Source organism: Vibrio sp. 3-2(1), assembly GCF_963887575.1.
Lineage (GTDB): Bacteria > Pseudomonadota > Gammaproteobacteria > Enterobacterales > Vibrionaceae > Vibrio > Vibrio anguillarum.
Genome location: NZ_CAWPGB010000011.1, coordinates 391,339 through 404,729, shown reverse-complemented (window position 1 = coordinate 404,729; position 13,391 = coordinate 391,339). Strand labels below are relative to the sequence as shown.

Sequence of the window (13,391 nt, the reverse complement as noted above, 5' to 3'; positions counted from 1 at the left end):
TCCCTAAGCTGTTTCCTTTTGGAATAGCTCCCTAAATACAGGGAATATGTCATCCACGGTGCGAATGTTTTTAATCGCAAAATTGCCAAATGAGGGTTGTAATTTTTCGTACTCGTGCCACAAGGTTTGGTGTGAGCGACGAGTGATTTCAATATAAGCGTAATACTGGCAATATGGCAGAAGCTTATTGGTGAGGAGTTCTTTACAACGAGGCGAATCATCAGCCCAGTTATCACCATCGGATGCTTGAGCTGCGTAGATGTTCCATTCGCCGAGTGGGTAGCGTTGTTCAATGATTTCATGCATTAATTTCAGTGCGCTAGAAACAATCGTGCCGCCGGTCTCTTGAGAGTAGAAGAACTCGTGCTCATCCACCTCTTTGGCTTGCGTATGGTGACGAATAAACACCACTTCGACATTTTCATAAGTGCGAGTTAAAAATAGATACAGCAACACGTAAAAACGTTTGGCAATATCTTTAGTCGCTTGATCCATTGAACCCGACACATCCATTAAGCAGAACATAACAGCTTGGCTCGATGGAATGGGGCGCTTTTCAAAGTTTTTGAAACGCAGGTCAAACGTATCAATAAACGGCACACTTTCAATTTTTTTACGCAACGCTTCGATTTCTTGCTTAAGTCGCTTCTCTTCTAATACTTGAGCGGGCTCTCTATTTTGAATGCGCAGTAACTCTTCTTCTAATTCCCCCATTAAACGACGTTTTCCCGCGGTCATTGCGGTGCGGCGAGCCAGTGATTGTTGCAAAGAGCGAACTACAGCAATGTTCGACGGTACACCTGCCGTTTTGAAACCCGCGCGATGAGTTTTCCATTCTGTAATCTTATTGATTTGATTTTTTTCTAGATTAGGCAATTCCAGATCTTCAAACAGTAGATCAAGATATTCATCTTTAGAGATTTGGAAAATAAATTCATCTTGGCCTTCGCCATTAGCACTCGCATCACCTTGTCCTGAACCATTGCCTTGTCCGCCACCTTTAGGTCTCTCAATTTTATCACCAGTAATAAACTGGTCATTACCTGGGTGAACCCGTTCTTTCAGGCCGCCTTTTCCTTGATGAAACACGGGTTCTTTGATGTCGTGATTTGGGATCGACACATCTTCGCCAGACTCAGTGTTGGTGATGGAGCGACGATTCACTGCGTCTGCCACAGATTCTTTGATCTGCTCTTTATGACGGCGTAAAAAGCGTTGTCTATTGACCGCGCTTTTGTTTTTACCGTTCAATCTTCTATCGATAAATTGCGCCATGAGTATCCCCTTGAAAACGTCACCTTTACGTTAGCCATTGTTCGTATGGCTAACGCATGTACAGGTTTTGGTTTGCTTGAAGTTAAGAAGATTTACGGACGCGTAAATACCACTCAGACAACAGCCTTACTTGTTTTTCTGTATAACCTTTCTCCATCATACGAGCGACAAAATCGTCGTGTTTTTTCTGATCATCCGATGAGGTTTTGGCATTAAAAGAGATAACAGGAAGTAGCTCTTCGGTATTTGAGAACATTTTTTTCTCAATGACGGTACGCAGTTTTTCGTAACTGGTCCAAACCGGATTTTGTCCATTGTTGTGCGCTTTCGCACGCAGTACAAAATTGACGATTTCATTTCGGAAATCTTTCGGGTTACTAATGCCTGCTGTTTTCTCGATTTTTTCTAACTCGTTATTGAGCGATGAACGATCGAAAAGTTGGCCAGTTTCAGGATCACGATACTCTTGGTCTTGGATCCAGAAATCAGCATAAGTAACGTAGCGGTCAAAAATATTTTGACCGTATTCAGAATAAGATTCCAAATAAGCCGTTTGAATCTCTTTACCAATGAACTCGACATAACGAGGCACTAAGTAGCCTTTTAAAAACTCCATATATCGTTCAGCGATTTCTTGAGGGAACTGCTCGCGTTCAACTTGCTGTTCGATGACATAGAACAGATGAACGGGGTTAGCCGCAACTTCCGTTTGGTCAAAGTTGAATACGCGCGACAGTATTTTAAAGGCAAAGCGAGTCGATAAACCGGACATACCTTCGTCAACACCTGCGTAGTCACGATACTCTTGATAGCTTTTTGCTTTTGGATCGGTATCTTTTAGCGTTTCACCATCGTAGACGCGCATTTTGGAGAATAGTGACGAGTTTTCCGGCACTTTTAGGCGCGAGAGGATACTAAATTGACCAAGTAATTCTAGTGTGCTTGGTGAGCATGGCGCTTTGGATAGTTCACTGTGTTCAAGCAGTTTTTGGTAAATTTTCACTTCTTCCGAGACGCGTAAACAGTAAGGGACTTTAACGATATAAACCCGGTCCAAAAACGCTTCGTTGTTTTTGTTGTTACGGAATGTCTGCCACTCTGATTCGTTTGAGTGCGCTAAAATCATGCCATCAAAGGGTAGGGCGGATAACCCTTCTGTTCCGTTGAAGTTTCCTTCTTGCGTGGCGGTTAAGAGTGGGTGAAGCACCTTAATTGGCGCTTTGAACATCTCAACAAACTCCATTAACCCTTGGTTGGCTTTACAGAGTGCACCGGAATAGCTATATGCATCGGGGTCATCTTGCGAGAAATGCTCGAGTTTTCGAATATCCACTTTCCCAACCAGTGACGAAATGTCTTGGTTGTTTTCATCACCGGGCTCTGTTTTTGCGACGGCAATTTGATCGAGAATTGAAGGTCGTACTTTGACCACTTTGAATTTGGAAATATCGCCACCAAACTCGTGTAAGCGTTTGGCCGCCCAAGGTGATGTAATTGAGCGTAAATAGCGTTTTTCTATCCCATATTCCTGCTTGAGGATTTCGCCATCTTCAACCACATCAAACAGACAAAATGGGTGGTCATTGACTGGGCTACGAACGCCATTTGCAGACAAAACATAAATAGGCATTTGTTGCATTAAAGCTTTGAGTTTCTCCGCCAGTGAAGATTTACCGCCACCAACTGGACCGAGTAGATAGAGAATTTGTTTTCTTTCTTCTAAACCTTGGGCAGCGTGTTTGAGGTAGGAAACAATCTGTTCTATGGCTTCTTCCATGCCATAGAAATCCTCAAAAGTTTTATAACGAGAAATCACCCGGTTAGAGAAAATACGACTCAATCGGGGGTGTTTTGCTGTGTCTATCAGCTCAGGCTCACCAATCGCCATTAACAGCCGCTCTGCTGCATTGGCATAAGCACTTTTATCTTCTTTACACAGAGCTAAAAACTCTTGCAGTGATAGCTCTTCATCCTTGGCGGCTTCATAGCGTGCCTGAAAGTGGTCAAAAATACTCATAGTGAATTCCCCTCTGAAAACTGTCTAACTGACAACACCGCTTAAAAACACAAATTAATAACAATTTAAGACTAGTCCGAGTTTGACAATTTTGCTTAACAATTATGTGTTTATTTAAATTTCGTGACAGTAATAACGTCGATCAGGTTGAACTATTTAGTGTATGAATATCAAGAGTTCGAGGGATAAGTTGGTGTTGGAGTTAACAACTACGAGGGGGAATGTAAAAAAGACGCAGTGTCTGCGTCTTTTCATCTTTCGTCAGCCTACCTTGCTAGGTATTAAAATTTAGGCATTAAAAATTTGTGTAAATTCTGCGGTTGACAAATGGTATTGGCGAGGACAATTACGCCAAGCCGTTAACATGCGACGATATTTATCTGACATTGGCATTTGGCTGTTGAAGTGGTGATCGGCTTTATCAAATTGTGGGTAAAGCCCTTCAGACTCAACCAAGAAACGCACGTAATGAACGTGTTGTGACTCTTTAGCGATATCAAACCCTAAAAAGTGCAGGCGGCGCTGATCCACATTTGGGCTTTCTGCATCGGAGAGCATTTTGTGTGATTCTTGCATAGCGTGATACATCTCCATGATGTCGATCACTTCGCGGCACTCCGCTTCGGTCAAGCAGCCAAATTCTTTGTTGAGCTCTCGCATTTGCAGTTCATAACCACGTTCTACAATAGTTTGTAACCGCTTGTATTTTTTTGCGTTGTTGGGATCCATCTGTGACATTAAAAAATACTGATTAGATAGAATCAGTCGTTGAGCGTTGGTCATTTCCATGGAGGTAGCCTCACTAAATTTTATGTTCTATTTGATGGCATAAGGTTAACAGCAATTATCGACAATGAAACATGATCTCAACACGGATTTAATATGGAAAGCATAAAATGTGTGCAATTCTTGTTACTTTTTGTGTAAGTGGTTATAGATATAATCTTTGTCGGAAAAGACACGCAACCATTCTGGCTTAAATACGGATAGTATCGCTAACGCCATACCATTGAGCAGCCCTTCTGGGAAAGCGAGTAAAGGAACAAAAATTAGGTAATTATCGCGGATGACTTGCCAGTCATGTTGCCCAAGAAGCAATTGATAAGCGGTATTAATGGCCAAATGCAGGCTACCCGTCAGGCCGCCATTTAAAAAACCAGCCACAAAAATAAACACAAAAATATTGCGCGGTAGATAATGATAACTCAAAGCAAACAAAGCATAACTAACTAGGATTGGCAGTAGCGATGATAGCAGTAAGTATTCGGGGATGTTAAAGAAGGCCAGTTTACCGACCGCCGCCAGTGCGAATGTAACAGGAATAGTTATAACAAATGCGCAGCGCCAGCCAAACATCATCGTGAGGGTTGTTAAACCGAGAAAATGGATAGGCAATCCTTCGGTCACTCCGGCTTGAGCTAACCACAAAAGAAAAAGCGCAAAAGAGGCAAAATAGGTGAGATGCTGAAAGGATTTCTCGGCCTTAAACTTTGTCCAAAATGAGTATTTAAAATCGCGAAGGGTCGTTAACCCAATAAGTAGCAGGAGCAATAGCACCGCAAGTTGTTCCAGCTGCATGGCTAGCCTCTCTATAAAAATACCAGCATTATGCTGGCATTTTTATAGTTATTAAATCAAGCAATCAATATTTTATGTTTGAGTGATACTGAGCTAAGATCCCAACGATTTTGTCCATGGTCTCTTTTGACGGCGGATTCACACCTTCTAATGGGTATTCTAGCCCCATTGCTTCCCATTTATGAGCGCCCAATTTGTGATAAGGCAGCAGCTCTACTTTCTCGATGTTATCCATATCTTTAATAAAATCACCAAGCATATGAGCCGCTTCTTCGTCATCAGTGTAGCCAGGAACAATCACATAACGGATCCACGTTTTTTTACCTATGGTGTGTAAGTAGCGCGCGAAATCTAAGGTTCGCTTATTCGACACACCAATAAAATCATGGTGGATCTCATCTTTCATGTGTTTGATGTCTAACATCACTAAATCAGTGGCATCGAGTACTTCATCAATCACGTCTGTGTGTTTGCGAATATAACCGTTGGTATCTAAGCAGGTGTGAATGCCCTCAGCTTGCGCTGCGCGGAATAAATCACGAACAAATTCAGGTTGAAGCATAGCTTCACCGCCTGAACAGGTAATTCCGCCGCCAGAGGCTTTCATAAAATGGCGATAAGATTTTGCTTCGGTAATGATTTCTTCAACAGTCACTTCCTTGCCTTCATGGGTGTCCCATGTGTCACGATTATGACAATACATACAACGCATTAGGCAGCCTTGCATAAAAACAATGAAGCGAATTCCAGGGCCATCTACCGTGCCACAAGACTCAAAAGAATGAATACGACCAGTTGTTGACATCAGTTCATCTCGAATAGGTTATTTGCCCGTTATTTTATTACAAATGGTAGGGATTAAGTAGGGTTAATGTGCAATTGCCGCCGCATATCCTAAACCATATGTTGTGGCTCAAAATGAATGCCATGAAATTCTGCACATTGACTACACTGTATAGAAATAAGAACTCGTTGAATGCGATAGGGTTTAAATAAGGAATAGTTCATGGATGTACAGTTTTCTCAAAAGCAAAAAATCAGTCTATTTTTAGTTATCCTTTGTGTTGGTTTTTTAGGTTTAGGGATTTATACCGCAAAGAGCTTGATGGGAATGGATGAACAGTATCGCTCCAGTGGCGAAGTGGCATCCGGTTCTGTGGCGATATTTACTACTCAAGCAAATTTGTTGTCGCTTGCATCAGAGCTAAACAACATGCAAGGCAATCAGGTTAACTCGATTTTGAATAAATTGGATCAGTTGATGGAAGAGGTGAATGCTAATGTTGCTTTCCTGCAAAAGACCAATTTTGCTCAAGAAGGGGAAGTGTTGCTCAAGGCGGCCAAACAATTTGACCAATTTTTGCGTCCTTGGTTGCAAGTGAAATCAGAAGTGGGTTTCAACGTTAACGAAGGTAAGCTGGGCGAGCTGAAAACGTTGGCCACCACGATAGAGAAAAAGATAGATGAGACGGGGATGGTTACAATCAACTCGGATTTTCAAGCCATGGTTAAGGCGCAGCAAAATTATTTATTAGAACCCACGGAGCAAAACTTAAAACTGTTTAATCGTGCTATGGCCAGTTTCGTCAATATGTCTGATTCTTATTCGATGTTGGATCTGTATGAAAAAGAGATACAACAATTTAAACAGGCTTTTTTACGTGTGAGTGAACTGTCTCAGCAATTACAAGTGATGGAGAAACAAAGAGGCGATACAGAGGCGCAAGTTAAGTCGGTGATTCAAGATATTTCAACCAAGCTTTCCGCGTTGAGTGAGCAATATCAGTTGGCCGCAAAAACGACCGCATCGCAAACACAGTGGTCTGTATTGGCGGCCTGTGCGTTACTTGCCATATTGACCATTGCTATTTTCCTTACCTTTAGTTTTTCTCTTTCTCGTTCTTTGTCGCAAACAATTCACGTGTTGAACAATATCTCGCGTGGCGATTTGTCACGCCGTATGCCGATGACGAATAACGAAAAGGACGAATTCAATCAACTGGCATTGGCCATTAACCAAAGCTGTGAAAATTTAGGGAAATTGGTGAGTGGTGTGCAGAAAAGCAGTGAAGCCTTGTCTGGTGATGCCGCGTCACTGAATGTTGGATTAGACACTTTGGTGACAAATCAATCTGACGTTTTGGGACAAACGCAATTATTGGCATCGGCCACAGAAGAGGTCAGCGTGACGACCCAAGAAGTCTCCAACTCATTGGAGTTTGTTGCGGAACTCAGCAAATCTTCTATGCAAAGCGCAGAAGAGGGAGGAAAAGTGATTTCCGTTGCTATTACGTCACTGGTTGAGGTTGGTAAAATCCTAAGCTCGGCCGCAGGCCACATTCATCAACTTGAACAAGCTTCTGCAAAAGTAGACTCGGTGATGGACATCATTAATGGTATTGCCGAGCAGACTAACTTATTGGCACTCAATGCCGCAATTGAAGCGGCGAGAGCGGGAGAGCAAGGTCGTGGCTTTGCTGTTGTCGCTGATGAAGTTCGAAGTTTAGCAGTAAGAACGGTCAATGCCGTGGCCGAAATTTCCGGCACGATTGATACTATGCAAAAGGAAAGTGCGGAAGTAATCACTTATATTGCGCAATCTGAGCAGTCTATGCAGAGTGGGCAAGAGAAAGGTAATGAGGCGATACAGGCCATCGCGCAAATTATCAAAAAAGCAGATGAAGCGGCGAATAAAACAGAAGCCATTTTTGCATCGATTCGAGATTTGGCGACGACTAGCCATTCAATGGCAGATAATATGATACAAATATCTCGAGCCATGAAAGCCTTGGAAGAGAACAATGAACAGTTAAGAGCAACCAGCCAGATTGTGGATAAACGCTCTAGCAGCCTAAGTGTAGACTGCCAAAGTTTCACCATATAATTTCAGTTTGCTAAACGTTAGAAAAAAGCAAAAAGAGAAATATTACCGACACCGTGAATGGAGTTTTTGTCTTCCTTATACTCAGGTGTGTTTGCGGTGAACGTTAAACTCGCACCGACTTGTTGAATATACCAAGCCGCACCAATTACAGCGGTCGCTTGAAGATTTTCCAAGTTAACTTGGTAATATTCAGCGGGGTGATCTAGTCCGTTTAAAGGCCTATCTCCTTCGATGGTAATGTCATTGAAGCGATAGCGTCCTTCTACACCTCCGAAGAGAAACCATCCAGTATCCGAGGCACCAATCATCCCTGCCGAGAAAGGGTTTTCTGCACTGATTTGAGCACTGCCAAAGTTACCCGCAAGATCGGTCCCCCAACGCATCATAAAACCTGTGGAGAGATCACTGCGAAAGTTACCTACATTGACCTCTGAAACGTTGGAAAGCTCAACGTCAGTTCCTGCATAGCTGCGGTATCGTGTCAGATTAAAGTGAGATAGATAACCCACGCTGCCGACGATTTTTTCCTCTACTTGGTAGGCCCAACCATTGGGTTCGTCAGATTTAGTTATGCTGTGCACTAACTTTTGCGCTTTCTCAGAAAGCGCAGCATCTCCGGTGGTTCCAATGGTTAAATTTGCCCGCGTGGCTTGTTGGGGATGCAAACTAATATAGTTAAGCTCGGTGTGTAAATACCCAGCGTAAGGTCGTTCATTCGGCTCTGGTTTGGTAAGAGAAATCTCCGAAGGAGTCCACATTTTGTGGCCAATGCTGATTTCCCATTTGTCCAATGGGGCCGCTCCCCAAACCGAAAGGCTAAGTGGTTTAGCCCACCAATATGGAGCAATCGCCCCTGAGGTGTAGCTTAAAAATAAACCATTGGTGTAGTCGCGATCTACGCCAAATACGCCATCGTTATCGAGGTTAAAAGCAACCGTTGCGTGTTGAGAGGCCAGCGCAGAAGCACTGAGTAACGTCAATGGAAGAATGTGAAATAGCTTCATACGAACACTGCAGAGTATAGACAAACCCTAATCATATAGGAAAGATGCGCTATTCAGTTGATAAATAGGCAATTGAATCAAAATAAATGTGGTAAGCGTAACATTTGTGGTCGATGCATTACGCATTTTTGATTTCTGAGTATAAAAAAGCCCCACTCATCGAGCAGGGCTTAACTATTTTGCTAGTAATTTAACTGAAATTATAGAGATTCAGTGAAAGTACGTGCAATAACGTCAGCTTGTTGTTCAGCAGTCAGTGAGTTAAAACGCACAGCATAGCCAGATACACGAATGGTCAGCTGAGGGTATTTCTCAGGGTGTTTAACCGCATCTTCTAAAGTTTCGCGATTAAGCACGTTCACGTTTAGGTGTTGGCCACCCTCAATGCCTGCTTCATGGTGGAAGTAACCATCCATCAGGCCAGCAAGGTTGGCACGTTGACTTGCTTCTTCTTTGCCTAACGCATTTGGAACGATAGAGAAAGTATAAGAAATACCATCTTGCGCATCAGCAAACGGTAGTTTCGCTACTGAAGTCAATGATGCTACTGCACCTTTTTCGTCACGGCCATGCATTGGGTTTGCACCCGGTGCGAAAGGCATACCAGCACGGCGACCATCAGGTGTGTTACCTGTTTTCTTACCATATACCACGTTTGAAGTGATAGTCAGGATAGACTGAGTTGGAATTGCATCACGGTACATCTTAAGTTTACGGATTTTGCCCATAAACGTAGAAACAAGTTGGCATGCGATGTCATCAACGCGGGCGTCATTGTTACCAAATTTAGGATAATCACCTTCGATTTCGAAATCGATCGCTAGGCCATCTTCGTCACGAATTGGCTTAACTTTTGCGTATTTTATTGCTGATAGAGAGTCAGCAGCAACAGACAGGCCAGCAATACCACATGCCATTGTACGTTTAACGTCACGATCATGCAGTGCCATTAGCGCGGCTTCATAGCTGTATTTGTCGTGCATGTAGTGAATGCTGTTTAGTGCGGTCACATATTGCTTCGCCAACCAATCCATGAAGTGGTCCATTTTTGCCCATAGTTCGTCATAGTCAAGATACTCACCTGCGATCTTGTCCATTTTAGGACCAACTTGGATTTTCAACTTCTCATCAATACCACCATTGATGGTGTAAAGCATGGTTTTAGCAAGGTTTGCACGCGCTCCGAAGAACTGCATTTGTTTGCCTACAACCATTGGCGATACACAACATGCGATAGCATAGTCGTCAGAGTTCATGTCTGGACGCATTAAATCATCGTTTTCGTACTGGATAGATGAAGTATCGATAGATACTTTTGCACAGAAACGTTTAAAGCCGTCAGGTAGCTGCTCAGACCAAAGTACAGTGATGTTTGGCTCTGGAGAAGGACCCATAGTGTATAGGCTGTTTAGGAAACGGAAGTTAGAACGCGTAACGAGTGTACGACCATCAAGACCCATACCACCCATTGATTCTGTTGCCCAAATTGGGTCGCCAGAGAATAGTTCATCGTATTCAGGAGTACGTAGGAAACGAACCATACGCAGCTTCATTACGAAGTGGTCGATCATTTCTTGAGCTTGTACTTCAGTGATTTTACCCGCTTCTAGATCACGTTGGATGAAGATATCTAGGAAAGTCGAAGTACGACCTAGCGACATTGCCGCACCGTTTTGTGATTTAACAGCAGCTAGGTAGCCGAAGTAAGTCCACTGGATAGCTTCTTGTGCAGTTTCTGCTGGGCGAGAGATGTCAAAACCGTATTTTTCAGCCATTTTTTTCATTTGGCCAAGTGCGCGGTGTTGCTCTGCAATTTCTTCACGAAGTTGCATCGTTGCCGTTAGATCTTCGCCGTTCTCAAAACGCTCTTGTAGAGAAGTGAATTGAGCAAGCTTATCCTTCATTAGGAAATCAATACCGTAAAGTGCTACGCGACGGTAGTCACCAATGATACGGCCACGACCATAAGCATCAGGAAGGCCCGTCAGAACACCAGACTTACGACACGCTAGAATATCAGGAGTGTAGATATCGAAAACGCCAGCGTTGTGAGTTTTACGGTATTCTGAGTAGATTTTTGAAATCATAGGGTCAAGAGTTCTACCGTATGCTTTGCAAGAACCTTCAACCATACGCACACCACCGTTAGGGATGATAGCGCGCTTAAGTGGTTTCTCAGTTTGTAGACCAACGATAGTTTCAAGATCTTTTTCGATGTAGCCTGCATCGTGAGCAGTGATGGTAGAAATAACGTCAGTATCGAAATCGACAGGGGCCTTAGTCGCGTTTTCCTGTTTGATACCTTCCATTACTTTAGCCCAAAGCTTGTTTGTCGCTTCAGTACCTTCAGAAACTAGGAAAGATTCGTCACCTTCATACGGCGTATAGTTCTTTTGAATAAAATCACGAACGTTAACTTCGTTTTGCCACTCACCTGCAACAAAACTTTCCCAAGCTTTAGCAAATTGCTCTGCCATGACATACCTACCTTTTTAGTAGAAAAAACACGTACCGTCTTCACCGTTGAGCCAGTTATCCTCGAAAGGAGCAGTACACTCTATTAATACAATATCTATATTCACACTATTCAATTATCTGAATATAGATATTGTGCTTTTAAGCCTTGAATGCAAGATTAGACTAAAATTTTTTTGCAAACCTTAAACTAAATCAATAAAAGTTAAATTTTTCAAATAAAGTTTGGGTAGTGCGAGCACTACCCAAATTTGTATTAGTCCAAGCTCATTATAGCCAAGCTTTTAAACCGTATTGGTTTTCAAGCATACCAACCGCAAGCATAGCAATTAAACAGATGATCAGCACACCACCTGGAATGATGATTTTGTCGATAAAAGACAGCTTTGATGCACGTTCTTTGTCGCCAATTAGGCCATTGTTATCGAGTAGCATGGTCAATGCCCACGCTAGAACAGGGTTCACCACAGCGCTACCAAAGATACAAATGCCCGCTGCTTGTGAATCTTTTGTGTTTCTTACCATTTGCATACCCGCTTCTAGTAAAGGAAGAAATACCCCTACTAATAGAGCAATACGCATCACTGGCGGCCAAACCGCTACGTCCATTGGGAAGCCAAGGATAGCAATAGTCATGACCAATAAACCTAAGATGATGGCACCACCAGGAATTGGGCGTTTAGCAATCGCCGCTGGGATCATATACGTTCCCCATGACGATGTGATATTACCACCACCAAGTGCTGTACCTACCATTTGACGAATTGAACACATGGTCATAGTGTCATCAACATCCATCAGTACTTTTTCAGTTCTCTTCGGATAGTTCAATTCTTGGAAAATTCGGTGACCAAGGAAATCTGGTGACCACATCGCAACGGCCAAAATAGCAAAGGGCAATGAGGCGATAAAGTGTTCTACTGTTGGCAAACCAAGCATCCAACCTTCAGTGGTTGAGCCCCACCAGTAAACAGGATTAAGGTTAGGTAAGCCCATTTGAGTTTCAAATTGAAGATCAAAGCCAGTACCGAATAAAAGCGCAATCGCAAGCCCAGTCATTGCACAGACAGGAATTGCTAACCAACGCATGTTGATTTTTGCAAGAAATGCATACAGCACAATATTGACACCTAAAACCACTAGGCCAACGTAACCTAAGCTGCCTGCGGCGACATCGGCCGATTGCAAACTGGTAGCCCAAGTTTGGATAGAACCAATTTGGCTCATTGTTCCGGTAAAGCCGAGGAAGATAAGCAACCCGCCTGCGGTTCCCTCGGAGGTTAGATTGACCAGTTTCGAGCCTCCTTTAAAGTAACTTAAGAGAAGACCAAAAACGCCAAGCAAAATTGCCAATGCCAAAGGGTGTGCACCGGCTAATGCGATTGAGCCGATAAGAGGGATCATTGGGCCATGGTTGCCAGCTAAGTTGGCTTTTGGGTTTAAGAAACCAGAGGCAATAACACAGAAGAAGAGGGCAGGAAATAACATCTCTACACGTGCAACTTCAATCGCGAAGTCTTTACCTAGATGAATGTGATCCCATGCTTGGGTTAGGCCATCAGCCCAAGACATCATTACCGCTGAGTACATGGCGATGATGCCGATTGTGCCCGCGATGGCTGGTACAAAATCTTCAAGTTCAAAACGGAAGTCACGACCAGGTAAGTTCAAACCAAAGCGACGGGGCTTCATGATTTGCAGTTCGTGGTCTAGGTAATCTGAACGGCTTGCAAACTCAGATGCTGGACGATGCAGCTCTTTATAGCTTTTCGTCTCGATTTCTGAGCGCTCATTGTTGACTACGTCTGGCATAGATTCCTCATATTTTTAAAAGTTAGTAATTCGTACTGAATCCTAGTAATCCGCGAAGAAGCGGTAATGTTTTTAATTGAATATGTAGCACATCTCATATGTGCTTGCATAACAACAACTAAAAAAGAGAGTGTGGTCATTTATACAACCTTATCTTTGCTCGCGAGTTTAGCTTGCTTATCCTTTAGGGTGATTGATCTTGATCACTTTAAGAATAAATGTGAAAGAAAACTACAGCAGCCTAATGAAAACGGGGGGTTGAGCCGTTACTTGCTTGAAATAAGTTTTCACATTGTGATGTTTGTAAAAGAGTTTCAATGATATTAATGACCTTAAATATCCTATG

9 protein-coding genes are annotated in these 13,391 nt (G+C 43.0%); 1 reads left to right on the top strand and 8 read right to left on the bottom strand.

Annotated elements, in window-relative coordinates; translation table 11 throughout:
• Positions 1-3: 3 nt before the first annotated feature.
• The 5 genes from AACQ79_RS04425 to pflA form a co-directional block, all read right to left on the bottom strand.
• Positions 4-1,275, bottom strand: a complete 1,272-nt coding sequence (locus tag AACQ79_RS04425; protein WP_170898577.1) for a YeaH/YhbH family protein — start codon at positions 1,273-1,275, stop codon at positions 4-6.
• A gap of 82 nt (positions 1,276-1,357) precedes the next feature.
• On the bottom strand, positions 1,358-3,292 hold the full coding sequence (locus AACQ79_RS04420; RefSeq protein ID WP_013856540.1) for a PrkA family serine protein kinase: 1,935 nt from the start codon (positions 3,290-3,292) through the stop codon (positions 1,358-1,360).
• Between the two features lie 288 nt (positions 3,293-3,580).
• Positions 3,581-4,081 carry a YfbU family protein gene (locus AACQ79_RS04415; protein WP_170898575.1) on the bottom strand — a complete coding sequence of 167 codons (501 nt, stop codon included), beginning with the start codon at positions 4,079-4,081 and terminating at the stop codon, positions 3,581-3,583.
• 123 nt (positions 4,082-4,204) lie between these two features.
• Positions 4,205-4,870: an energy-coupling factor ABC transporter permease gene (locus AACQ79_RS04410; protein ID WP_170898573.1), complete on the bottom strand. Its 666-nt coding sequence runs from the start codon at positions 4,868-4,870 to the stop codon at positions 4,205-4,207.
• Between the two features lie 64 nt (positions 4,871-4,934).
• Positions 4,935-5,675 (bottom strand): pyruvate formate lyase 1-activating protein, encoded by a 741-nt coding sequence (gene pflA / locus AACQ79_RS04405; RefSeq protein WP_013856543.1) that lies wholly within the window; start codon positions 5,673-5,675, stop codon positions 4,935-4,937.
• A gap of 201 nt (positions 5,676-5,876) precedes the next feature.
• Here pflA and AACQ79_RS04400 point away from each other — a divergent pair, with 201 nt between their 5' ends.
• Positions 5,877-7,754 carry a methyl-accepting chemotaxis protein gene (locus AACQ79_RS04400; RefSeq protein WP_013856544.1) on the top strand — a complete coding sequence of 626 codons (1,878 nt, stop codon included), beginning with the start codon at positions 5,877-5,879 and terminating at the stop codon, positions 7,752-7,754.
• A gap of 17 nt (positions 7,755-7,771) precedes the next feature.
• On the opposite strand, the gene AACQ79_RS04395 is transcribed toward AACQ79_RS04400, so the two are convergent.
• From AACQ79_RS04395 to AACQ79_RS04385, 3 genes are all read right to left on the bottom strand, one after another.
• On the bottom strand, positions 7,772-8,758 hold the full coding sequence (locus AACQ79_RS04395; protein ID WP_170898571.1) for a lipid A deacylase LpxR family protein: 987 nt from the start codon (positions 8,756-8,758) through the stop codon (positions 7,772-7,774).
• A gap of 200 nt (positions 8,759-8,958) precedes the next feature.
• Positions 8,959-11,235 (bottom strand): formate C-acetyltransferase, encoded by a 2,277-nt coding sequence (gene pflB / locus AACQ79_RS04390; protein ID WP_013856546.1) that lies wholly within the window; start codon positions 11,233-11,235, stop codon positions 8,959-8,961.
• Positions 11,236-11,503: 268 nt separating this feature from the next.
• A complete protein-coding gene (locus tag AACQ79_RS04385) occupies positions 11,504-13,045 on the bottom strand; it encodes a DUF3360 family protein (protein ID WP_017042289.1) in 1,542 nt (513 codons plus the stop codon).
• Positions 13,046-13,391: the final 346 nt, after the last annotated feature.